This window comes from Thalassospira lucentensis, assembly GCF_050516545.1.
Taxonomy (GTDB): Bacteria; Pseudomonadota; Alphaproteobacteria; order Rhodospirillales; family Thalassospiraceae; genus Thalassospira; species Thalassospira lucentensis_C.
Genome location: NZ_CP191544.1, coordinates 3,666,558 through 3,688,241, shown reverse-complemented (window position 1 = coordinate 3,688,241; position 21,684 = coordinate 3,666,558). Strand labels below are relative to the sequence as shown.

Below are 21,684 nucleotides of genomic sequence, written 5' to 3'. Positions count from 1 at the left end.
ATGGGTTCCACCCTTTTTACTTACATGACAGTTTGAAGATGTTGCCATTGGTTAATTCAGAACCACTTGCGTTATGTGAACCGAATCCGCAAAAATACCCGCCTCATTTGATGCATTTGGCGATCAAAGCGGTAAACGGGGTGGGGTCATGACAAGCGATTACATGCGCATTGATGTTTTAGGGGTGGGCGAAGCATTTGACCCAAACCTTGAAAACTCATCCGTTGTGGTGACAGCAGATGGTTATCGTTTGCTGATCGATTGTGGGGCGACGGTTGCCGGTCAGTTGATGGGAAAATTTCCCGACCCGGATGCGATTGACGCGATCTATTTCACCCATATGCATCCCGACCATATATTTGGCCTTGTGCCGGTGATGTTGAACTGGCGCGATGATGGTCGCTCAAAACCCTTGCAAATCCTGTGCAGCCCGCAGTTGCGGACCCATCTTGAAAAACTGATGGAGCTTGGCTTTACCGGTTTGGGATCGGCATGGCCGTTCGAGATTTCCTGGCATTCAATTGCCGAGACCGAAACGATTGGTCCGTTCGAGTGCAAATTCGCACGTTCTGACCACAGTGTTCAGAACCATGCGATCTTGCTGCGATTTGCCAACAAGGGATTTGCCTATTCCGGTGATGGCAATGTCACGGCTGATACCGCGGCCCTGTTTACCGGTGCGGATCTTGTATTTCAGGAAACCTATCTTCCCAAACATGATCCGCAACATGCAGCCCATTGTGATCTGGAAACCGTGATGCAATTGGCATCCGATATGCCCGGTGCGCGTTTTTGGCTGTATCACATTAAACGCGATGCCCGGGCAGAAATGGCCAAGATCATTCAGGCGAATGAACAAGTGCGCATGGCTGTACCGGGCGAAGTGATCGAAATTCGCTAGGTCTTGCGCATGACATTGCGGCAGTTGGGAAATCACGATAAGGATGGTTTTCGGTGCCCGGATGACCGGGCACACGATCATGATCGGTTGTAGTCGCCTTAATGGACGGCGCGGGGTTCCATGTCGTGCTGACGAATTGCCGCATTGGCAACAGCATGACTTTCAAACGACGCGATATGGGTGCCATCCGCGGTAAAGACGCCAAAGACCAGTTCGTCTTTGTCTTCGTCGGTGTTGGGAACCTGCCGGATATAGGCAAAGTCATGAATGCCCAACATGGCGAAATCAACATTCGACAACAGGCCGGTATCCTTTGCGTCACGCTGGGTGACTTTTGTTTCGTAGTTGGCTGTGCGGTCTGTCATTTGAACCACTCCTTAGGTTAGGCCTTGCCGTTTTTGTCATCGGCATTGCTGTCTTCATCTTCAACCTTCATATCGATGGTACGTGATGAAACAGCTTTCTGTTTATTAGAGCCAATTGCGATTTCACGCACAACCGGTTCTGGCAAAGGTCTGTTCAAATCAACGTGCAGCAGGCCGTTATCCAGATGCGCGCCAACAACTTCGATGCCCTCGGCAAGGACGAAAGAACGCTGGAACTGCCGGGACGCAATGCCCCGGTGGATATAGACACGCTCGCTGTCGTCATCGGTATGCTTACCACGAATGATCAGCTGGTTGTCTTCTGTGGTTACAGACAAATCTTCTTCAGCAAATCCTGCGACTGCGACCGTAATGCGCAATTTGTTTTCGCTGATTTGCTCGATGTTATAGGGCGGATACCCTTCGGCTTTGGTCTTTGACACTTGATCAAGAACACGTTCGATCTGATCAAAACCCAAAAGCAACGGGCTGTTAAACATAGAAATCCTAGACATTTGCAGCACCTCCTCCGTCAGAGCGAGTGTGATAACTATTCAGACCCCGCGCAGAATGCGCATTTGGGCATCCATTTTGTCCGGCCCGCAAAATCTGGCACCGAACAGTCACATATAATGGAATAAATGTGTTTTTTACCGCGATAGTCAAGAGTTCCCTGCGTGTTTGCGCCTGTGATGTTGCTTTGATGCTGCTGTGAAAAACGTATTCACAGGCAGCCAACAAGGTCGTTTGGCGCGATTGAAACGAGTCACCGCTTGGTCTGTGTAAGATCGGGCATGGCATCCAATGCATAATATGCAACCGACTGATCCTTACCACGCAGGGCAACTTCATGAAGAACCGCATTTTCCGGTAAGGGAATCGGCCCATGATCAAACAGTGTTTTTGAAATCACCAAGGGCACCCCATGCCCCTTGGTCTGGGCTTCAAGTCGGGCTGCTGTGTTGATTGTATCGCCAATCGCACTGATGTTTTCGCGGCCGGGGGGGCCCATTTCTCCGACAATGGCCTTGCCCATATGCATACCGATGCCAATCCGCAGCTTATGGGGCAGTTCGGATTTCAGATGTTCGTTTAATCCTTCGATCCGGCGGAGCATCTCGGCGGCCCCTTCGAAGGCCTGCAAGATGGTGTTTTCGGTATCTTCGCTGTCATGCCCGTAAAGTGCCATCAGGCCATCGCCGGTAAATTGCGCGTAATAGCCCCCGGTCGCACGCAGGGCTTCGGTCATCTCGGCGAAAAACTGATTAAGGATGAACAAGACGTCATAGGGCATCTTAAGTTCGCCAAGCCGGGTCGAATCGCGCAGATCAATAAAGATCGATACGACTTGTCTCTCGCTCCCCGATAGGCCGCCGGGGCGCCTGCCATCCCGCGCCGTTGCATTTGGCGGCATCAATGGCGCAATCGCAAGATCATTTTGCGGCCTGATCTGACAGGCAAGACGCATGCCACGCGGGGCCTGAATGCTTTTAAGCGCCGCGGCTTCGATCTCGCCCGGTGCTGCAAGTTGATCGGTGCCCGATCCGCAATGCAAACGGCAGGTCGTGCAACGACCATGCCCACCACAGACCGATGCCATGGGAATGCCCGCATCACGAAGGGCCTCAAGGGCGGTGGCCCCAGGTGGCACACGCACAAACCGCCCATTGGGCAGGCTCAACATCGGGCCACGTTTGGCGCGATCAATGGTCTGGCGAATTTGCCGAACGCCAAATGGGGCCAATGCTAGTGCGATCGTAAAGATCGTGCAGGGGATTAAGGCATTTTCATAAAAATCGATTGCCGCCTGATTAACATCGGCGGCTTCAAGAACACCAAATATGTATTTTTGTCCGCCTTCTTCAGCACGGCGGATGATTTCTGCGGCGGCAGCACCATATCCCGCCAATGACATGGTCGGGATCAGGATGGCAAATGTACCAAGGGTGCCACGCCATTTGGGATAGAACGGTTTGACCCGCAACCAGAAATGAATACCGATACAACCATGTGTCCAGACAACGATGACGGTGACGGCCTGCATGATGCCCTGAAACGGGACGAAAATGGCAAGGTCAAGCAAGACCCGTTCATAGGGGGCGCCGACGTCAAATCCGATATCAATGATGCGGGTTGCAATGATATGACGAAACAACAGGAACGGAATGCAAAGGCCCAAAATCATTTGCACCCATTCGGATTTACGAAGGCGTAAGGATCGACGGGTTGTCAGACGTCCGGTTGCCAAAATGAAATGGACAACAAGTGACAAAAGCAAAAGGATTTCAAGCGGGGGAAACTGCCAAATCTCGGTAGAAAACGCGTCAATCGTTTCCATGAATTCCGGCGACACGATCCCGGCTGCATGATTAAGCAGATGGGTCAGGACATAGGCAAACATGGTTAGTCCTGAATACAGACGTAAATTCTGGATCATCTTGCAGGGTGCTCGTCGCTGTTGTCGCTGGTCGTATCCATGGCAAAACCGACATTTGCGTCGATCATGATTTCATGGGCTGAACTTGGTCCTGTTTGAGCAGGATTATACAATACCCTTAATTGATAAAGGGTTTTAGGGTCAGGGCCCATTAGTTTGTTTCGACTGGACCCTGACGCTTAATGTTTCGGGCACGAAAAAAGCCATCAGGTTTTGCTGATGGCTTTGATTTGGTCTGGTGATGATTTGGAAAAAATCAGGCGGCGTTTTTAACTCGCTTTTGGGTCAGGAACTTGACAATCGATGTCGCAAAATCCGTGCTGGAGATCGGATTTTCCAGCGAGTCCATTGCCGCCTTGTGGATATCTTCCGGGATCAGGTCATTGCGGGCTTCCAACAATGCCTGTTCATAAGGGCGCATGAATTCCGGGTGCGGCTGAATGGATGCGGCATTTGCACCATATTGCAAACCGGCATAGGGGCAGAAATCCGAACTTGCCCAGACCGTCGCGCCTTCCGGAAGCTCTACAACCTGATCTTGATGGAATGCATTGATGCGAATGGTTGGCGCACTGTTGGCCAGCCAGTCACTGTTGCTTGCATTGACATCATATTGATGAACGCCAACACCCCATCCCTTGTCGGATTTAACGACTTTGCCGCCAAGGGCGGTGGCAAGGATCTGGTGGCCAAAGCACACCCCGAAAACCGGCAATTCCGCCGATACGGCGTCGCGCAGGAACTGCTGCAGTCGGATCATCCACGGGGCGTTTTCATAAACGCCATGTTTGGAACCGGTAATAACCCAGCCATCTGCATCGCGAATGGATTCAGGGAACGCCGCTTCGTCAAGAACCGTCCAGGTTTCAAATTCCAGACTTGGATCAACAGTGCCAAGCAGCGTTTCAAACATGCCCGGATAGCTTTGGAATTCATCGCGGAGTTCTTCCGGGGCAAGCCCGGTTTCAAGGATGCCGATCTTCATGGAGAAACCTTCTAAGACTTCAAATGGCGCTGTTGCTCAGGTATGGGATTTTAGCGCTAAAAACAAGCCCGGTGCTGCGAGAATTGCCGTAATTTTTAACCGGAAATGCGAAACCGCCCGGCTTTTTAGCACGGGCGGTTGCGTGGTCTGCGTCAAAAGCCGTCACAAAGCGGTGTGTAATGACACCCTTACTATAACGGCTTGGTCTGGCTTAAGCGTTCAGGCGCATCATCTTTGCCGCGGCCATCCCGGCAAGCATGGCAATGACGAAAATTATCGTATCAAACTGCCCAAAGGCCAGCGCACTTATGGCTGGTCCGGGGCAATAGCCAACCAAACCCCAGCCCGTGCCAAACAACACGCCACCGATCATAAGTTTTTTACTGATTGCGCGGTTGGTCGGAAGATTCATCTCACCGCCACATATCGCCTCGCTCCGGGATTTTGCAAACCAGAAAATCGGCATGGCGACAATCAGGCCACCCCCCATGACAAAGGCAAGGCTTGGGTCCCACCCGCCATCAGCAATCGCCCAGATATCAAGAAAACCAAGCACCTTTTGCGGATTGATCATGCCCGAAATGTAAAGCCCTGCGCCAAACAGCGTGCCGCAGATCAAAGAGACAAGAATACGCATCATGCTACTCCGATCAAATGACGGGTGACAAGAACGGTCAGGAAACCGGCCATCATGAAGCTCAGCGTCGCGACCAACGATCGCAGCGAAAAGCGCGACAACCCGCAAATGCCGTGGCCACTGGTGCAGCCACTGCCAACTGTCGTGCCAAACCCGACAAGAAGCCCGCCCGCAATGATAACCGCCACCGGGCTTGTCACGATGCTTTGGGCCTCAAGTGACGTACCCATCATCAGGACAAGCGGGCCAAGGACCAATCCGGCAATAAAGGCTGCACGCTCAAGCGGGGCGGAGCCACCTTTGCTTGGCGATAGAAGCCCGCCGACAATGCCGCTGATTCCGGCAATGCGCCCATTTAGCAAAAGATAAAGTCCCGAAGCCAAACCAATAAGGCCACCGCCCAGCAAGGCGGAAAAGGGGGTAAAGTTTTCCATCTGACTTTCCGTGATATGGGAATTAATATTAAAATATTCGCACTTATCAATATAATCAATAGAAATCGCGGATCATTGGTGGATTTGTCCATCTGAACGCGAGGAATTGTAAGAAATTGGACTGGGGACGTCGAGGTAAACTGACGAGGGATTGGCATGCTGCGTGGTTCAGTATGACTCTATTGCGGTCTCTGGCATCTCATTATCCTAATTCTCGCATTAGGATAGGGGCACATAGCCACCAAAACCTTGATACACAGATCAATTATGCGAATAATTCGCAAAACAATTTGCATATAACTTTTGCCGGTGCTACCTCAATCTGGCCTAATCGAACGTGGTGTTTAGGGGGGATTGAACAATGAAGATTATCTGGCAAAAAATTGCCCGGCGCAGCATGTGTTGGCGGTGGGGCATTGTGTCAGTATTTTCCTAAACCATCCGTTTGAGAAATGTCGATATGACAACCGGGACATCTAGTGTGAGCGCAGATCAAGACATTTACGTTGCCTGCATAGGGCCTGATAAAATGGCACCGTCACTTACTGATCGGGCGCAGTTTGCACCGGTGGTGTTTGAGCGGGTCGATCAGTACGATTTGCCCGATCAGGATTTGTCACGCTTTGCGGCATTGGCGGTTTCAATCCATACCGACCTGCGATTCTTACTGTCGCAAAAAGATGCAATTGCCCGTTATCTTGATCAGGGCGGCATTGTTTTGTGGAGCGGCCCGATGGCTTATCGGGTGATTGACGGTGTCGGCGAGTTCACCCCGCGGCCAAAGCGTAATCTGGCTGGATTGACGGTAACCCGGCTGGCGGGTCATCCGCTTTTTGACGGCATTACCGGTCAGGATCTGACTTTCCGCAAAGGTGTGGCTGGTTTTTGGGGGCGTGGGCATAACCCGGCACCCAAAGATGCGTTGTTGCTCAATGGGCTGGATACTGACCCGGAAAATGCCCCGGTTGACTGGATATGGAACCGCCCGGATGGCGGGATTATCATAAGCCATGCGGGCAATGATTTCCTGACATTTGCGCAATCTGGTGTTGGAACCGCAGCCGATCAGTTGGCACCGAACTTTGCCAAATGGCTTACCAGCCACGTGATGGCGCTGCAGGAAGAACGGGTATGACGATGGCAAAAAAGCGGCCCAAACTGATCGCCCTTGATGGCGGAACGGGCTATCACAAGGCGACCTTTGATGACCCGGAAATTGCCCGACATATTGATGATCTGATCTATATCCGTGACTTTTTCGACGATGATCTGGTGGGGGCTGCGGGGCTGATCATTCCGTGCCGGACCCCGCCCGAAGTCATCATTCCCCATGCTGAACGCATTCTGGCGTTTCTCAACCGCGGTGGTTTGGTGGTGGCCATGGGCGATACCGGACAGGAACACTGGCTACCCGGTATTTCGCTTGAACCGGTTGAAACCAATTTCTGGTGGTGGCTGGAACCCGGTGCTGACTTGGGGTTGGAGATTGCCGCACCTGACCATGATCTGTTTGCCGATCTCGGTAAGGATGATGTCAGCTGGCATTTGCATGGTCTGTTTGATGTGCCCAAAGGCGCACGGTCGCTGATTGATTATCGTGACGGACGGTCTGTACTGTATGAAGACACCCGGAACTATAAGGGGCGGCTGGTCGTGACATCGCTTGATCCGATGTATCATCACGGCGCCTATTTCATGCCAGCGACAACGCGGTTTTTACGCGGTTTTATCCCGTGGGTACGTCGATCCCTTGATCAGCAGATATAGTTTTCGTTCTATAAACCAGCAGCTTAACAGCAACTGCTTGAAATAACGTGATTTTATCTATCTTGCCAAACGCCGAAAACCAGTAGATATAGCACTGTCTTTGGCTGTGGTTCTGGTGTTTTCACCAAAACCCTTTTCGGATTTCAAAACATAGATGAGTAAAGACCGCCTGTCGGCAAGTCGGCGACTTGATGTTGCATTGGCCCTCGTGTCGCAGGCCGATTATGTCGCTGCTGCCGATGTTGCGCGTGCGGCCATCGCTGCCGACCCGGATTGGGACGAAGCCCATTTCACGCTTGGCGACATCTATGAACGGGCAAACGAAACCGAAAACGCGATTGAAGCCTTTCGCCAATATCTGATTCTCGATCCGCTTGATCGTATGGGGGGCGAAGTCCGCCTGACCCTTTTGGGGGCGGCCGCCATGCGCGATCGCTTGCCGCCCGATTATGTCCGTGCCTTGTTTGACGATTATGCCCCGCGCTTTGAAATCAGCCTGCGCGACCGTCTGGCCTATCGCGGCCCGGAATTGCTGTTAGAATCCGTGCGGACCTATTTGAACGCGATGGCTGAACCGGTTGAAGTCCTTGATCTGGGCTGTGGCACCGGGCTTGTCGGTGAAGTGTTCGGTGGAAATTTTGCCGCCATTGATGGCATCGATCTGTCCCCGCGCATGATCAACCGCGCACGGGCCAAGGGGATTTATCGCACCTTGGTCGCGGGCGACATTACCGACATGCCGGATGATCTTGGTACGCAGTACAGCCTGGTTGTTGCTGCTGACGTTTTAAACTATCTCGGCGATCTGGCCCCGGCATTGCGTGCTGCACAGGCCCGCATGAAGCCCGGCGGCTTGATGGTCTTTAGTTTGGAACACGGCGGTGTGTTCCCTTATGACCTTGGCCCCGGCCAACGTTTCCGCCATCACGAACAGGCCATAAATGAATGGTTACGTGAATGCGGCTTTACCGTCCTGTCCGATGCCTATGGCACCCTGCGTCAGGAAAAGGGAAACCCGGTCGAAGGACGTATCATGGTGGTTAAAGCAACCGACGGGCTGGGTGTTCTGACGGGCGACGTCGCAAAACTGCTTGAATCCGATCTTCTGGCCAAGCAATCCGTTCACTAAGCGGGGCGTGCGCCGACGAGTTAAATCTTGATCGGTGTTCCGCGAATGACGGCCACTTCATGATACAGGGCAACTTCCGGATCCATATCGATCAAGGCTTGCGCATCGGTCGAGGATAGTTGTTTTTTGCCGTCCGGGTCCGCATAGAATTTGCAGACAAGTTGCTTTTCAAGGTTCGTGCTGCTGAGCGCCTTTTCAAGGGTGACGAAGAACGAAATATCGGTCCCGGCATGCTGGAGCACGATTTTCGATGCGAGCTTTTCCGGGCGATAGCCATTGGCCTCAAAACATTCAAAAATGATGTCTGTGCCGATGCGACACCCGAAATTCATCACAAGATCTGCCTTGGGTGCGTATTCCCGAACGCGGCGCATAAGTGCCTCATTTAATCCCAACCCGACAGCGTTATAGGGATAGTCGTCAAAAAGCGTCCAGGGATAGTAATGCGCGATATGGTCTTCGGCTTGCGCGTCTGCGCCGTCGGCAAGCACGACCGATTGTGCTTCGCGAAAGGCGGTAAGCCGCGCGTCATTTGGCTCGCCAACTTGCGGGATACAGGCAATCACCACATCGGCTGTGGCAACTTTGCTGCGTGCTTCGTCAGTATCGACAAGGCTGACACAGCCATGAACGGGGTGGAAGAGTTCGGCATGTTGCGGCGAAAGGCTGCGCAGATTGCGCTCTGCCAGAACGACAAGGCGCGGATCAAGATCGCTGCCATAGGCACGCGCCGCGCCACAGGTCCGCAAGATAAACGCAAGGTTGATGCCCGTGCCAACCCCGACCTCATAAATGGTTTTGCCCTTTAGATCGGCCCGCTGTAGTCCCGCCTGAAAGGTTTGGGTCCATGGGTCGTTCGGGTCAAATGCGAAATCTGGCCTTTCGGGAGATGTGGCGTATTTGTTGGGGGTTTCCAAGGCATCGTTGGCGGGGTCTTCAAACATAATGCTTCCTGTTCTTGGCGCATCGACCTGTCACTCAGCAGTCACCGGGCCGTCTCGTGACACCGGGTAGAAAGCGCAACGTCATCGCCAAGGGCGCGACCCCGTTGAACCGGTGTGATGATACCAGCGTGGCCGTGTGGGCAGCCTTCGTGAACCTACTTACGCCGGTATGCGTCTTAAATCCTTGCGGCGAACGGGGTGGATCGACGGGTAACGGTCGAAACCCCCGCGCCGATGCGTGAGGGCGTTATTTTGCAAGTACTGCCACCATGCCACCCGTTGGACTGACGTGACGCTATGACGGCGTCTGAATCGGGCGGGTGCGCGTTAAACGATGCCTGTTAATTGATCGTCGCAAACTGACGAACGTCACTTGCCAGATGGACGTCATCGGCGAGCTCGCCCAATGAAACGGCAAGATGTTTGCAATTGCATTCTGCCCCAACCAGAACATTCAGCGGCAAGTCGGTGTCTGTACGTCCCACAAGTGCCTGCATGATCCGCAGAACGGTCGGGGCTGGCGACAGGCCGTTACAATCGATTGTGTCTGATACTTGCATGCCATGTTCTCCTTGTCTGGCGAGTAGGAACGTCGGCAAACCGTCGTGGGGCGACGGTGATAGATTGTCGGTGCAATACGTGTTCCAAGCCCGAAACAGGGCATTTGAAGGAACACGTTCGATCAATGCGCAAAACCGGCTTATCGAAATCACCTTAAACACACGCTTAGGGTGTGACAGGGAACCTGTCAGAGACGATTGTGACTGCCGGAGGTCATAAGGGCTGATTTTACCAACCAACCCGTTCTGGTCTTTAAATTCATCCCGCATTATGTCTGTTGCGCATCCACTACAAGACATTTAATTTCAATGCAGTAGGTCTGAAAAAGCGTTTTGTGAATGCTGCCAAACCGGGACCAAAACATGCCGAAAATGTCTTCGGCCTGACCTTTGTTACGTCCAATCGTATGGAGGCACCGGGTGGGTGTCAAGGCGATATTTGATTACAAATTACGCACAATAAAAATCAGATTAAAATTTAACCATTCATGGCGCGGCGTCAGTTCATGCTCTGCGCCGCACAAAATAAGGGCTGTGCCATGTTGCAATGCGCCAAAGCAACCCGGTCTCATTTGGTGGAATAAAAATCGGCCTAACGCAAAGGTCTAATCACGAAAACCCGGGTCGAGACGTTCAGCAAGACGCATCTGTGCATCCCATTCAAGAACAAGGTCGCCATCGTCATAGGCCATCTGGCTGAATTGTTCGGACACCCGTTTAATGACCGCATCATCGATTTGCCGAAGCGGGCGGCCCATCGCCAGCGTCGATTCCTGAATTTCGCAGGCCCGGTTAAGGTAAAACATGTTCGAAAACATCTGTCCGGCACTTTCGCCAACCGTCAAAAGCCCATGGTTGCGAAGGATCAGGGCAACATTCTCGCCAAGGGCGTCAACAATCCGGGCACGTTCTTCAAGATCAAGCGCGATGCCTTCATAATCGTGATATCCGATCTGCCCGTAATATTGCAGCGCGATCTGGTTCAGCGGCATCAATCCTTCTTCAAGGCAGGACACGGCGAATCCGGATCGTGTATGTGTATGCATCACCCATGCGGCACTGTGGCGGCCCATATGAACCGCGCTATGAATCGTAAAGCCCGCCGGGTTCACCCGGTGCGGGCTGTCCCCGACTTTGTTGCCAACGACATCGATTTTAACAAGCGATGATGCGGTGATTTCTTCCCACATAAAGCCGTATGGATTGATCAGGAAATGCCCCGGCTCATCGGGCACGCGGGCGGAAATGTGAGTATAGATGGTGTCGGTCATTTTGTAATGCGCAGCCAGCCGATAACAGGCGGCAAGTTCAATGCGGACCTGCTTTTCAGCTGCGCTCATGGTGGTGGGCGTTCCGGCATTTTTGGGGTTGGCAATATTCATCTCGTCCTCACCTGATCTAATCAAACGGCTTTACTCTTTGATATACAATTGTTTAACTGACCTTCACAGGTAAGCGCAAACTTTCTTGTTGTGATCGGCCACAATGACCGATGAAAGAATAGACAAAAAAGCATGCTTGTTCCTGCACTGGGCTTATTTTCGGGGGTGATTGATGGCGACCGCAGCGCGGATTTACGGCGTTCTTCTAAGCGAAACGATGGACCTTAAGAGTTATTACGCCCTCGATTTCGGGGTCGATGCGCCCGATGTTTGCCTGCTTAATCCTGATGAGGTGACACATCCCGAAGAAATTCGGTTTGCCGCTTGCTGGTTGCCGGGGCCGGATGCCTTTGTCCCCTATCCTAATCTGGAAATGGCGATGTCGGTCGGGGCGGGGGTTGATGCGTTGCTCAATCATGCAGGGCTTAACGACAATGTTGCGATTTGCCGGGTACGCGATCCCAAACAGGCCGACTTGATGGCGGGCTATGCAGTCCATGAAGTGGTTCATTTCGAACGTGAATTTACCCAAATGCAGCGCAACCAGTTGGCGGCAACTTGGGCGCCTTTGCCGATAGGCGCACCAAGTGACCTGAACGTTACGGTTCTGGGCAATGGGTCTATGGGGGCGGCCATTGTGCGCGCTCTTGCTGCGGTGGGGTTCTCGGTCTTTGTTGCCTGTCGCCGTTCGCCGCACGATCCGATTGACGGGGTGACTTATTTCACCGGGGATAGTTCGGTTACCGGTGCGGTTGCCGAGGCAAATGTCGTGATCAACACCTTGCCACTGACTGCCCATACCGAAAACGTCCTGAATGCGGATCTGTTTAATCGGCTGGCACCGGGGGCCTGGCTTGTCCAGATCGGGCGCGGTGAACATCTTGTTGAGGATGATCTTATCGCGGCTCTTGAAAGTGGTCAGCTTGCCGGTGCGACGTTGGATGTGTTTCGCCAAGAACCGCTTCCGGTTGATCATGCGTTTTGGCGTGATGACCGTTTGCGCATCACCCCGCATATCGCCAGTGACACCATGCCCCATATTGTAGCCGCGCAAGTCTTGCAGTCGGCTCGGGAATTACTTTCGGGCGCTCCGCTTAGCCTGTCGGTCAATGTGGCACAGGGTTATTAATCCCGCCCGGTCTTGATTATGATTTAAAATTAATCAATTGTATAACAATACATAGATCAGTCGAATACCGACATGCCATTCGGGAACCGATGATGAGCAGAAAAACGTTTCAGCGCCTTTCACTTGATGATCGCCGCCGCAGTTTGATGGAGGCGACACTGTCATGTGTTGCCCGCCACGGGCTGGATGGTGCGACGGTACGCCGGATTACCGAAGAAGCCGGGGTGACCGTGGGCTTGGTGCGCCATTATTTTGGCAATAAGGACGACATGATCCGAAATGCTTATGCCTATCTTGTCGGGCAACTGACTGCACAGGCGAGCGAAAGCGCAAACCGCACGGCAGGCGCCCCGGAAACGCAGCTCGCCCATTTCCTGCGTGCGAACATGACCGCCCCGAACATGTCCGAAGAAAAGATTTCGCTGTGGGCGACATTTGTCGGGCGTATTCGTCAGGACAGCTATTTTGCCGAAATCCATCGCGACGGGTATCGCGAGTTCCTTAATCTGATTGAAGCCTTGATCGAGCCGGTCCTGATCAACCATCAGCAGCCCAGCAGTGTCGCGATCTGTAAGCGTCATGCGATTGCGCTCAATGGATTGATTGATGGTTTGTGGATGGAAGGGGCGCTTAATTCCGGGCTTTATCGGCAGGATATTCTTCCCGATCTGATCATTGAATCGGGGGAGCGTTTACTGGGCCTTCCGGTCGGCGTGCTTGCTAATGCCCAAGAACCTTCTCAGTCCCAAGCTTCGCAACATTCCGCGCAACAACAAAGTAAAGCCTCATGAGATATGCCAAGATAACCGATCGTCTCGCCGAACTGGGTGGGGCGAAATGGGCCGTTCACAATGCGGCGCGCGATCGCGGTGCCAATGGCGCCCAGATCATTGAGCTTACCATTGGGGAGCCCGATATTTCGGTTGATCCGGCTTTGATTGATGCATGCGAAGCCTCAATGCGGCGCGGCCGCACCCATTATTCCAATGGCCGGGGTGAAGTCGGGCTGCTTAACGCACTTGTTGATAAATACAAACCTGTCTGGCCGGACATCACGCCGGAAAATGTGCTGTGTTTTCCGGGGACCCAAACTGCCCTTTATACTGTGATCACTGCATTGGTGGATGCCGGCGAAGGTGTTCTGGTCGGGGATCCATATTACGCGACCTATGCCGGTGTGATCCGCGCATCAGGCGCGCTGCTTCAACCCGTGCCGCTTGGGATTGAGCATGGCTTCATCATGCAGCCAGATGATCTGCGCGCAGCTGTTACCAAAGACAGCCGCGTGCTTTTGCTTAATACCCCGCACAATCCATCGGGTGCGCTGCTTGATCACGCAACACTGGTCGAATTGGGCAAGATCGCGATCGAACATGATCTGTGGGTTGTGTGTGATGAGGTTTATGAGGATCTGGTCTTTGAGGGCAGGTTTGCATCCCCGCTTGAAATCGACGCATTGCGGGACCGGACAATTGTTGTGTCCTCGATCTCGAAAACCTTTGCGGCGACCGGCTTTCGCAGTGGTTGGGCTGTCGGCCCGGCTGAGCTTTGCACCAAGGTTTTACCGATTTCCGAAACCATCCTGTTTGGCAATCAGCCCTTTATCGCCGATGCGACCGAGGTGGCCCTTCGTGGCACGTTCGATACCGCAAAGCGCATGTGCAAAAGCTATGCAGGTCGCGTCGATCTGATTGAAACCGAGTTTGCCGGTTGCCCACACCTCAAACCCGGTAAGGTCTCGGGCGGTATGTTCGCCATGATTGATGTTGGTGCAACCGGGCTTGATGGCGAAGGTTTCGCATGGGGCCTGCTAGATGATCAGAACGTTGCCGTCATGCCTGGCGCATCTTTTGGCGAGAATGCAAAAAACTTGATCCGGGTGGCACTGACCGTGCCTGACGAAGACCTTCGCGAAGCCATAAAACGCATTCGGGCGTTCGCCGAAGCACAGGCGTAGGAAAAGAACCGGGCTCTGATCCTATGCCTTTGGCATGTCGCCACGGATGATATAGGCCAGTGCGGCAACCACCTGCTCGGGCTCGCGTGCCACACCATGGGCGGCACCGTCGACTTCTTTAAGCGCGTGATCATGCTCGGTCGGATGCAGGGTAATATACGGGATGCCAAGTGCGGCTGCTTGCCCCGCATCAAAGGCAGCATTCCATTGCTTGTATTTCTCGCCAAACCGGATGACCGCAAGATCGGAACCGGCCAGCAAGGTCTTGGTGCGCATGGCGTTAAGCTGCGCCCCTTTGCGGTCATGCCAGAATTTATTGACCTCTGGCCCGAACACGGCGACGCCGCAATCATCTGAATCTTCATGCATCGTGATCGGGGCGACCAGCTCCACCGGAAGGTTCGCGGCCTTAACACCGGCAGCGATCCGTTCGCGCCAGTCGCTATGAATTTCACCCGACAGATAGACCGTCCAAACCTTGCTCATTGTGTTCTCCCTATATGATCATTGTGCGGGGCTGATCTGCCCGGTTGCGTCTTGATGCGGCAGGTTACTGCATCATCGCTGTTGGGTTCAACCAAGCCCGGAAAAGGGGTGTTGGTTCAAACTTTTCCAATTTGATCTTCTGGGGTGGTTATTGGAAATGTGCGATCTGCTGTCAAGCATGACCCCGAAACGACAAAACCCGTTGCCAAAGGCAACGGGTTTTGAATGGTGGAGCCGATCAGGATCGAACTGACGACCTCTACAATGCCATTGTAGCGCTCTCCCAACTGAGCTACGGCCCCACTTTGTCCGCGTCGCAGTGATACCGAAGTAAGCCCTGCGGCGCGGCGCATATTTAGAAGGTTCACCAAATATTGGCAAGACCTAATTTCTAAAAAATCTTAGGTGTCGTCGTCGTCTGATTCGACATGCTCATAGACTTCACCAAGATCATCATCGTCTTCGCCAAGATCAGAAGCATCTTCAAGAATGTCTTCATCGATATTCGTGTCGACATCATCATCAAGATCGTTGACGTCATCGACGTCTTCATCTGCTTCCGGTGCTGGTTTGGCAACCGCGGCTTTCTTGACCTTTGTCACACCATCAGGTGTGGCGCATTTTGGGCAAACAACCGGGGTCCGGTTCAAATCATAATATTTTGTATCACAGGCGAGGCAGTGACGTTTCTTACCGCGTGCTGACATTACGGCAAACCCTCTTAATTACCGTTATCATCCAAGAAAAAGACTGTTCGTCGCAACGTGCTGCAAAGCAGCGCATAAGCAAGTATTCTGAAAGGCCCAATTGCCATCTTGTTGCGGCCTTGTCAAAAGGAAATTAATCGTTTTTTCCTTCGAGTGGCCGAAGAGGTAAATGTGCCCCATAAATGTCGATATGCCTAAGCCAAAAATCGGGTTCGATACTGGTGCGTCACAATCGCTTGTGCTAGAGCTTTCCACCGGCGATTAAATGCCTCGTGAGCGCCTGAAAGGACGGCTGCACCGCGATGCTTTTCAAACCCGCTTGTGATCAAGATAAACAGTTACTGACAGGGATGGCTCAATGAGTTCTTCGCAGACCAAACGTCCGCTTGCCGCGTCCAAATCAGGACCACTTTCGGGCGATATCCGGGTTCCGGGTGACAAATCAATTTCCCATCGTTCCCTGATGTTTGGTGGCCTGGCCATTGGCACAACCAAAGTAACCGGCTTGCTTGAAGGCGAAGACGTTCTGGCAACAGCGGATGCCATGCGCAAATTGGGCGCAACCGTGACCCGTGAAGATGACGGCACTTGGTATGTCACCGGCGTTGGTGTGGGGGCCTTGCGTGAACCCGATAGCGTCATTGATATGGGCAATGCAGGAACCGGCATTCGTTTGATGGCGGGCATTGTTGCCACCCATCCGATCACGACGTTCTTTACCGGCGACGCATCGCTTTGCAAACGCCCGATGGGTCGTGTTGCCGATCCGTTGGCGGAATTCGGCGCGAAATTCATCACCCGTGACCGGGGTCGTCCGCCGATGGCCGTGATTGGAACCGACGAAGCCAAACCGGTGACCTACACCCTGCCAATGGCCTCCGCACAGGTGAAATCGGCTGTGATGTTGGCCGGTCTGAACACCACCGGCACAACCACAGTCATTGAACCAAAACCATCGCGCGATCATACCGAACGCATGTTGCGTCACTTTGGTGTCGCTGTCGATGTGAAGGTCAATGACGATGGGGGCCGCACGGTCAGCCTGACCGGGCCCGCGGAAATGAAGGCAGCCGACATTGTGGTGCCGACCGATCCAAGTTCGGCGGCCTTCCCGTTGGTCGCAGCCCTGATCAATCGGGACTCAAACATGACCATTCGCGATGTTTGCCTGAATCCGCTTCGCACCGGATTGATCACCACCCTGATTGAAATGGGCGGGGACATCACGATTACCAATGAACGCGAAGAAGCCGGTGAAACCATTGGTGATCTGATTGTCACGGGCAAAAACCGCCTTAAGGGCATTGTGGTGCCAGCCGACCGTGCACCGTCCATGATTGATGAATACCCGGTTCTGGCGGTGGCTGCGGCCTATGCGGATGGTGAAACCCGCATGTGCGATCTTGAAGAACTGCGCGTCAAGGAATCCGATCGTTTGGCCGCGGTGGCAGCCGGCCTTGCCGCCAATGGTGTTATTCACCGGATCGAAGGCGATGATTTGATTGTAACCGGCGGTGTTGTTCCGGGTGGCGGGATGGTTGAAACCCATCTGGATCACCGGATCGCAATGTCGTTCCTGATCCTTGGTCTGGGTGCGGAAAACCCCGTTGCGGTCGATGACGCCAACCCGATTGCGACAAGCTTCCCGAACTTTGAAAAATTGATGGGCGATATGGGCGCAGTTTTTGCGCTACAGTCGTGATTCGTCCGACCCAATATATAAAGCAATACACAGCCGATATATAAACAGGGAGCGAAACAAATGATCATCGCCATTGATGGGCCGGCAGCGTCCGGCAAGGGGACTTTGGCGCGTCGAGTCGCAGACGCAATGGGCTATGCCTATCTTGATACCGGTCTTTTATATCGTGCCACGGGTGCGAAAGTTTTGGCGCAAAGTGCCGATCCTGCCGACGAAGCAGTTGCAGTAAAGGTGGCTGAAAATCTCGGTCCCGATGACTTGTCGGGCGAAGAGCTTCGCAGCGAAGAAGTCGGTACTGCTGCCTCAAAAGTTGCAGCGATTCCAAAGGTTCGCGCCGTATTGCTTGATTTTCAGCGCAACCTTGCAAGCAACCCGCCAGGGGGTAAGCGCGGGGCTGTTCTCGATGGTCGGGATATTGGAACGGTCGTTTGTCCCGAAGCCCCGATCAAGTTTTATTTGACCGCAAGTGTAGAAGAACGTGCAAACCGTCGGTTCAAACAGTTGCAGGAAAAAAATCCCGCTGCTATATACGAGCGCGTTCTCAAAGAGCTTGAAGAACGGGATGCCCGAGACAGTGCCCGCGATGTCGCACCGCTCAAGATGGCAAAAGACGCAATCCACATAGATACGGACCGTCTGAATGCCAATGCAGTGTTTGATGCCGTTATGGCGCATATCCATACTCATATGAGTGCGGATGACTGATCAAAGGGCGTTTTAACCGTCAGGCGATGAACGATCCCGAGGTGCCGGTCTTACGACCTGTCCCTAAGGTGAACGACTTGTGCGTTCACCTTTTCGCGTATGGAAGGTTCGCCTTTTATAAGTGTCCGGGTTTGAATTGCGCCTGATACGATCGCCGCGATTTTGCGGCTAAGACCACCGGATACAACCGGTTGGCCAGAATATTAGTGACGATACTCGAAAGGAAGTCTGGTTTATGACCACCGCTGAAGAAGCACTATTCTCGACCGGCGAAGATTTTGCCGCTCTGTTGGCTGAAACCCTTGGTTCTGAAGACGAAGGTTTTGTTGGCCGCGTAATGACCGGTTCGGTCGTTAAGAAAACTGACGACGATGCAATCGTTGATGTCGGCCTCAAATCCGAAGGCCGCGTACCCCTTAAAGAATTTGGCGCAGGCGAAGTAAACATTGGCGATACCGTTGATGTTTATGTCGACCGCTATGAAAACAAAGACGGCTTGATCGTTCTGTCGCGTGAAAAAGCGCGTCGCGAAGAAGCTTGGGTTGAACTTGAAAAACAGTTCTCCGAAGGCAAACGCGTTGACGGTACCATCTTTGGTCGTGTTAAAGGCGGCTTTACCGTTGACCTGTCGGGCGCCGTGGCATTCTTGCCGGGCAGCCAGGTTGACATCCGTCCGGTACGTGACGTTACCCCGCTGATGAACAACCCGCAGCCGTTCCAGATCCTGAAAATGGATCGTTCGCGCGGTAACATCGTGGTTTCGCGTCGTGCAGTTCTCGAAGAGACCCGTGCAGAACAGCGTGCTGAGCTGATCCAGAACCTTCAGGAAGGTCAGATCCTTGACGGCGTTGTCAAAAACATCACCGATTACGGCGCATTCGTCGATCTTGGTGGCGTTGATGGCCTGTTGCACGTTACCGACATTGCTTGGAAACGTATCAACCATCCGTCCGAAGCTCTGCAGATCGGCCAGACTGTTAAAGTCCAGGTTATCCGTTTCAACAGTGAAACCCAGCGTATCTCGCTTGGCATGAAGCAGCTTGAAGCAGATCCGTGGGAAGGTGTCGAAGCCAAATACCCGGTCGGTTCGAAATTCGAAGGTCGTGTCACCAACATCACCGATTACGGCGCATTCGTCGAACTCGAAGCTGGTGTCGAAGGCCTGGTCCACGTTTCCGAAATGTCTTGGACCAAGAAAAACATCCACCCGGGCAAAATCGTTTCGACCTCGCAGGAAGTCGAAGTCATGGTGCTCGACGTCGATGCACAGAAACGCCGTATCTCGCTTGGTCTCAAGCAGTGTACCTCGAACCCTTGGGATGCATTCGTTGCAGCTCATCCGGTTGAGTCCGAGATCGAAGGCGAAGTCAAGAACATCACCGAATTCGGTCTGTTCATTGGCCTTCTGGGCGGTATCGACGGTATGGCTCACCTCTCGGACCTGTCATGGGACCGCGCTGGTGAAGAAGTCATCAAAGAATACAAAAAAGGCGACATCGTCAAAGCCAAGGTTCTTGACGTTGACGTTGAAAAAGAACGCATCTCGCTCGGCATCAAACAGCTTTCGGGTGATCCGTTCAAAGAAGCCGTTACCGGTATCAAACGTGGCGAAGCAGTCACCTGTGAGATCACCGAAGTCAATGATGGCGGCATCGAAGTTTCTGTTGGCGACACCGAGCTGAAAGGCTTCATCCGTAAAGTTGAACTGGCGCGTGAGCGTTCAGAACAGCGTCCGGAACGCTTTGCAGTTGGTGAAAAAATCGACGCACGTGTTACCGCGATCGATGCCAAAACCCGCAAAGTCAGCCTCTCGGTCAAAGCTCTTGAAGTTGCTGACGAGAAAAAAGCTATGGCGGATTACGGTTCGGCAGACAGCGGTGCATCGCTCGGCGACATTCTCGGCGAAGCTCTGCGCAAGAAACAGGAAACCGGCGAATAAGCCAGTTTTCCACGAAGACCGATCTGTTCGCAGATCGAAAAGACGGGTCGCGCACTTTGCGCGGCCCGTTTTCTTTTGTCTGATGGGTAATGTCTCTGTGGCGCTCAGTCTGACAGGTAGTGTCGCGACGCTGCCACCAGCATGGCCTGAGATCGTTACCTTACCCGACCAGCTACCATGCATGTCGCCTACAGACACCTGTAATCGCAGAGGCACCGTCTATCTTCCCGCGACGCCCCTCATCCCCAAGGCTGAACCCTTAAACCCCACTGGGTATCGCATCCGTGAAGCCCATCCGATGCAAGCTTCTAGATTCTCTGTATAGGGTGTTCGGTGCCTGCGTTTCTCGCCGGGCGAGGTTGGCTATGTCGTGGAATTCTCAGTTAAAAATTTTCTACCATCCATGATTCGGGGTGCGAATCCGTGGCGTGGTGCGATTTATCGTCAAAAATCGCGAAAATTTTGATTTTAAACGCTTTTTCTTCTTGCCTTCTGTGCCCAGAAAAACCATTTGAAAAGACAGGTTTAGGGGTAAGCTCCTTTCTAAGTATCTGATTGAACAATTATAACCGGGACACCATTGATGGCGCTTGATGCCGATATCCTGCTTGATCGACGTCGATTAAAGAAATCCGTCTTTCGCTGGCGTGTGCTCGCCGTGATTGCTGTTGTTGCCGTGATTGTCATTGGCTTGGCGGGAACCGGCGTTCAGGACAGTGTGCTTGGTGTGAGAGGTCCCAAAATTGTCGAGATCAATATCGAAGGTGTGATCACGGAAGATCCCTATCTTCTCGATGCGCTTGATGCGATTGAAAAGGACAGCGACGTTGTCGGCGTGATTGTCCATATCAACAGCCCGGGCGGCACCATGGTCGGTGGCGAAACGCTTTATGAAGCATTGATGCGGATCGGCGAAACCCGACCCATCGTTGCCGAAATGGGCACCGTTGCCGCATCCGGCGGATATATGACCGCGATTGCTGCAGACCATATCATTGCGCGTCGCGGCACGATTACGGGGTCTATCGGCGTCATTTTCCAGTCGATGAACTTCTCTGGAACGTTGGAAAAGCTTGGCGTAGAGCCGCTTACGGTTAAAAGCGGCCCGCTTAAAGCAGCACCAAATCCGTTCGAACCGGTTGATGACGCTGCAAAATCGGCCATGCAAGGCCTGATTTCAGACATGTTTGATGTGTTTGTTGGCATGGTTGCAGAACGCCGGGAAATGCCGGTTGCGACGGTGAAAACCCTGGCCGACGGTCGGGTCTATACCGGACAGCAGGCCCTGGCCAATGGATTGATTGATGAATTAGGAGGCCGTCGTGAAGCCTTACGCTGGCTTGAAGATGAAGCTGGTGTCACGCCGGAAGCGGAAGTTGTACCGCTTGAAATCGAGTACCCGGAAGACGATTTGATGAGTGCACTTCTTGAGGGAAACCTTGGAAAAATGCTGTCATCTGAGGGGCTTAAACTTGACGGTTTGCTGGTGGTCTGGCAACCTGAGTGAGAGTTACCCTA

22 protein-coding genes and 1 tRNA gene are annotated in these 21,684 nt (G+C 53.1%); 11 read left to right on the top strand and 12 right to left on the bottom strand.

Translation table 11 applies throughout. The annotated features are described in order from the left end of the window. Positions 1–148 precede the first annotated feature (148 nt). Positions 149–901 carry an MBL fold metallo-hydrolase gene (locus ACQ0MK_RS16855; protein ID WP_430473590.1) on the top strand — a complete coding sequence of 251 codons (753 nt, stop codon included), beginning with the start codon at positions 149–151 and terminating at the stop codon, positions 899–901. A 98-nt stretch (positions 902–999) separates the two neighbouring features. Here ACQ0MK_RS16855 and ACQ0MK_RS16850 read toward each other — a convergent pair whose 3' ends face one another. From ACQ0MK_RS16850 to ACQ0MK_RS16825, 6 genes are all read right to left on the bottom strand, one after another. After that, complete coding sequence (locus tag ACQ0MK_RS16850; protein ID WP_350042022.1) at positions 1,000–1,266, bottom strand: DUF1150 family protein; 267 nt, start codon at positions 1,264–1,266, stop codon at positions 1,000–1,002. Positions 1,267–1,283: 17 nt separating this feature from the next. Continuing rightward, the gene (locus ACQ0MK_RS16845) at positions 1,284–1,781 is read right to left on the bottom strand and encodes an Hsp20 family protein (RefSeq protein ID WP_350042021.1); all 498 of its coding nucleotides are present in this window, start codon (positions 1,779–1,781) and stop codon (positions 1,284–1,286) included. A gap of 251 nt (positions 1,782–2,032) precedes the next feature. After that, positions 2,033–3,703: an adenylate/guanylate cyclase domain-containing protein gene (locus ACQ0MK_RS16840; protein WP_430473589.1), complete on the bottom strand. Its 1,671-nt coding sequence runs from the start codon at positions 3,701–3,703 to the stop codon at positions 2,033–2,035. Between the two features lie 256 nt (positions 3,704–3,959). Continuing rightward, entirely contained in the window at positions 3,960–4,688 is a 729-nt protein-coding gene (locus ACQ0MK_RS16835) for a glutamine amidotransferase-related protein (RefSeq protein WP_430473588.1), read from the bottom strand. 211 nt (positions 4,689–4,899) lie between these two features. Next, complete coding sequence (locus ACQ0MK_RS16830; protein ID WP_430473587.1) at positions 4,900–5,325, bottom strand: DUF6691 family protein; 426 nt, start codon at positions 5,323–5,325, stop codon at positions 4,900–4,902. After that, positions 5,325–5,759, bottom strand: a complete 435-nt coding sequence (locus ACQ0MK_RS16825; RefSeq protein ID WP_430473586.1) for a YeeE/YedE family protein — start codon at positions 5,757–5,759, stop codon at positions 5,325–5,327. Before ACQ0MK_RS16825 ends, ACQ0MK_RS16830 begins: the two co-directional genes overlap by 1 nt. Before the next feature lie 529 nt (positions 5,760–6,288). Between ACQ0MK_RS16825 and ACQ0MK_RS16820 the strand changes: the two genes are divergently transcribed. The 3 genes from ACQ0MK_RS16820 (at position 6,289) to ACQ0MK_RS16810 (ending at position 8,655) form a co-directional block, all read left to right on the top strand. Beyond that, positions 6,289–6,894, top strand: coding sequence for a hypothetical protein (locus ACQ0MK_RS16820; RefSeq protein ID WP_430473585.1), 606 nt, complete (start codon positions 6,289–6,291; stop codon positions 6,892–6,894). Further along, positions 6,891–7,526 carry a hypothetical protein gene (locus ACQ0MK_RS16815; protein WP_430473584.1) on the top strand — a complete coding sequence of 212 codons (636 nt, stop codon included), beginning with the start codon at positions 6,891–6,893 and terminating at the stop codon, positions 7,524–7,526. Before ACQ0MK_RS16820 ends, ACQ0MK_RS16815 begins: the two co-directional genes overlap by 4 nt. Positions 7,527–7,680: 154 nt before the next feature. Then, positions 7,681–8,655, top strand: a complete 975-nt coding sequence (locus ACQ0MK_RS16810; protein WP_430473583.1) for a methyltransferase domain-containing protein — start codon at positions 7,681–7,683, stop codon at positions 8,653–8,655. 20 nt (positions 8,656–8,675) lie between these two features. On the opposite strand, the gene ACQ0MK_RS16805 is transcribed toward ACQ0MK_RS16810, so the two are convergent. From ACQ0MK_RS16805 to ACQ0MK_RS16795, 3 genes are all read right to left on the bottom strand, one after another. Beyond that, entirely contained in the window at positions 8,676–9,599 is a 924-nt protein-coding gene (locus tag ACQ0MK_RS16805) for a class I SAM-dependent methyltransferase (RefSeq protein WP_430473582.1), read from the bottom strand. 341 nt (positions 9,600–9,940) lie between these two features. Beyond that, complete coding sequence (locus ACQ0MK_RS16800; RefSeq protein ID WP_430473581.1) at positions 9,941–10,159, bottom strand: hypothetical protein; 219 nt, start codon at positions 10,157–10,159, stop codon at positions 9,941–9,943. Between the two features lie 605 nt (positions 10,160–10,764). Next, the gene (locus ACQ0MK_RS16795; RefSeq protein ID WP_430473580.1) at positions 10,765–11,541 is read right to left on the bottom strand and encodes a class II aldolase/adducin family protein; all 777 of its coding nucleotides are present in this window, start codon (positions 11,539–11,541) and stop codon (positions 10,765–10,767) included. Positions 11,542–11,713: 172 nt separating this feature from the next. Here ACQ0MK_RS16795 and ACQ0MK_RS16790 point away from each other — a divergent pair, with 172 nt between their 5' ends. From ACQ0MK_RS16790 to ACQ0MK_RS16780, 3 genes are all read left to right on the top strand, one after another. Continuing rightward, positions 11,714–12,670 (top strand): NAD(P)-dependent oxidoreductase, encoded by a 957-nt coding sequence (locus ACQ0MK_RS16790; protein WP_430473579.1) that lies wholly within the window; start codon positions 11,714–11,716, stop codon positions 12,668–12,670. Positions 12,671–12,762: 92 nt separating this feature from the next. Next, a complete protein-coding gene (locus ACQ0MK_RS16785; protein ID WP_430473578.1) occupies positions 12,763–13,461 on the top strand; it encodes a TetR family transcriptional regulator C-terminal domain-containing protein in 699 nt (232 codons plus the stop codon). Continuing rightward, on the top strand, positions 13,458–14,627 hold the full coding sequence (locus tag ACQ0MK_RS16780) for a pyridoxal phosphate-dependent aminotransferase (protein WP_430473577.1): 1,170 nt from the start codon (positions 13,458–13,460) through the stop codon (positions 14,625–14,627). The genes ACQ0MK_RS16785 and ACQ0MK_RS16780 overlap by 4 nt, the downstream gene beginning before the upstream one ends. A gap of 21 nt (positions 14,628–14,648) precedes the next feature. Here the strand turns inward: ACQ0MK_RS16780 and ACQ0MK_RS16775 are convergent, their stop codons facing one another. The 3 genes from ACQ0MK_RS16775 to ACQ0MK_RS16765 all read right to left on the bottom strand — a co-directional run bounded on the left by ACQ0MK_RS16775 (position 14,649) and on the right by ACQ0MK_RS16765 (position 15,820). Then, entirely contained in the window at positions 14,649–15,113 is a 465-nt protein-coding gene (locus tag ACQ0MK_RS16775) for a YtoQ family protein (RefSeq protein ID WP_430473576.1), read from the bottom strand. 226 nt (positions 15,114–15,339) lie between these two features. Continuing rightward, positions 15,340–15,415 (bottom strand) — tRNA-Ala (locus ACQ0MK_RS16770). Positions 15,416–15,514: 99 nt separating this feature from the next. After that, positions 15,515–15,820, bottom strand: coding sequence for an FYDLN acid domain-containing protein (locus ACQ0MK_RS16765; protein ID WP_430473575.1), 306 nt, complete (start codon positions 15,818–15,820; stop codon positions 15,515–15,517). A 358-nt stretch (positions 15,821–16,178) separates the two neighbouring features. Between ACQ0MK_RS16765 and aroA the strand changes: the two genes are divergently transcribed. From aroA to sppA, 4 genes are all read left to right on the top strand, one after another. Beyond that, positions 16,179–17,522: a 3-phosphoshikimate 1-carboxyvinyltransferase gene (gene aroA, locus ACQ0MK_RS16760; RefSeq protein ID WP_430473574.1), complete on the top strand. Its 1,344-nt coding sequence runs from the start codon at positions 16,179–16,181 to the stop codon at positions 17,520–17,522. Between the two features lie 60 nt (positions 17,523–17,582). Then, positions 17,583–18,227, top strand: coding sequence for a (d)CMP kinase (gene cmk / locus ACQ0MK_RS16755; protein ID WP_430473573.1), 645 nt, complete (start codon positions 17,583–17,585; stop codon positions 18,225–18,227). Between the two features lie 235 nt (positions 18,228–18,462). Next, the gene (gene rpsA / locus ACQ0MK_RS16750; RefSeq protein WP_430473572.1) at positions 18,463–20,166 is read left to right on the top strand and encodes a 30S ribosomal protein S1; all 1,704 of its coding nucleotides are present in this window, start codon (positions 18,463–18,465) and stop codon (positions 20,164–20,166) included. Positions 20,167–20,749: 583 nt separating this feature from the next. After that, complete coding sequence (sppA, locus tag ACQ0MK_RS16745) at positions 20,750–21,673, top strand: signal peptide peptidase SppA (RefSeq protein ID WP_430473571.1); 924 nt, start codon at positions 20,750–20,752, stop codon at positions 21,671–21,673. Positions 21,674–21,684 lie beyond the last annotated feature (11 nt).

Coding starts and splice junctions, on each gene's coding strand:
- ACQ0MK_RS16825 (WP_430473586.1), bottom strand. CDS start 5,759: ATGGAAAACTTTACCCCCTTTTCCGCCTTGCTGGGCGGTGGCCTTATT.
- ACQ0MK_RS16780 (WP_430473577.1), top strand. CDS start 13,458: ATGAGATATGCCAAGATAACCGATCGTCTCGCCGAACTGGGTGGGGCG.
- ACQ0MK_RS16830 (WP_430473587.1), bottom strand. CDS start 5,325: ATGCGTATTCTTGTCTCTTTGATCTGCGGCACGCTGTTTGGCGCAGGG.
- cmk (WP_430473573.1), top strand. CDS start 17,583: ATGATCATCGCCATTGATGGGCCGGCAGCGTCCGGCAAGGGGACTTTG.
- ACQ0MK_RS16845 (WP_350042021.1), bottom strand. CDS start 1,781: ATGTCTAGGATTTCTATGTTTAACAGCCCGTTGCTTTTGGGTTTTGAT.
- ACQ0MK_RS16835 (WP_430473588.1), bottom strand. CDS start 4,688: ATGAAGATCGGCATCCTTGAAACCGGGCTTGCCCCGGAAGAACTCCGC.
- ACQ0MK_RS16810 (WP_430473583.1), top strand. CDS start 7,681: ATGAGTAAAGACCGCCTGTCGGCAAGTCGGCGACTTGATGTTGCATTG.
- ACQ0MK_RS16850 (WP_350042022.1), bottom strand. CDS start 1,266: ATGACAGACCGCACAGCCAACTACGAAACAAAAGTCACCCAGCGTGAC.
- ACQ0MK_RS16840 (WP_430473589.1), bottom strand. CDS start 3,703: ATGATCCAGAATTTACGTCTGTATTCAGGACTAACCATGTTTGCCTAT.
- ACQ0MK_RS16765 (WP_430473575.1), bottom strand. CDS start 15,820: ATGTCAGCACGCGGTAAGAAACGTCACTGCCTCGCCTGTGATACAAAA.
- ACQ0MK_RS16785 (WP_430473578.1), top strand. CDS start 12,763: ATGAGCAGAAAAACGTTTCAGCGCCTTTCACTTGATGATCGCCGCCGC.
- ACQ0MK_RS16820 (WP_430473585.1), top strand. CDS start 6,289: ATGGCACCGTCACTTACTGATCGGGCGCAGTTTGCACCGGTGGTGTTT.
- ACQ0MK_RS16800 (WP_430473581.1), bottom strand. CDS start 10,159: ATGCAAGTATCAGACACAATCGATTGTAACGGCCTGTCGCCAGCCCCG.
- aroA (WP_430473574.1), top strand. CDS start 16,179: ATGAGTTCTTCGCAGACCAAACGTCCGCTTGCCGCGTCCAAATCAGGA.
- sppA (WP_430473571.1), top strand. CDS start 20,750: ATGGCGCTTGATGCCGATATCCTGCTTGATCGACGTCGATTAAAGAAA.
- rpsA (WP_430473572.1), top strand. CDS start 18,463: ATGACCACCGCTGAAGAAGCACTATTCTCGACCGGCGAAGATTTTGCC.
- ACQ0MK_RS16790 (WP_430473579.1), top strand. CDS start 11,714: ATGGCGACCGCAGCGCGGATTTACGGCGTTCTTCTAAGCGAAACGATG.
- ACQ0MK_RS16805 (WP_430473582.1), bottom strand. CDS start 9,599: ATGTTTGAAGACCCCGCCAACGATGCCTTGGAAACCCCCAACAAATAC.
- ACQ0MK_RS16775 (WP_430473576.1), bottom strand. CDS start 15,113: ATGAGCAAGGTTTGGACGGTCTATCTGTCGGGTGAAATTCATAGCGAC.
- ACQ0MK_RS16815 (WP_430473584.1), top strand. CDS start 6,891: ATGACGATGGCAAAAAAGCGGCCCAAACTGATCGCCCTTGATGGCGGA.
- ACQ0MK_RS16855 (WP_430473590.1), top strand. CDS start 149: ATGACAAGCGATTACATGCGCATTGATGTTTTAGGGGTGGGCGAAGCA.
- ACQ0MK_RS16795 (WP_430473580.1), bottom strand. CDS start 11,541: ATGAATATTGCCAACCCCAAAAATGCCGGAACGCCCACCACCATGAGC.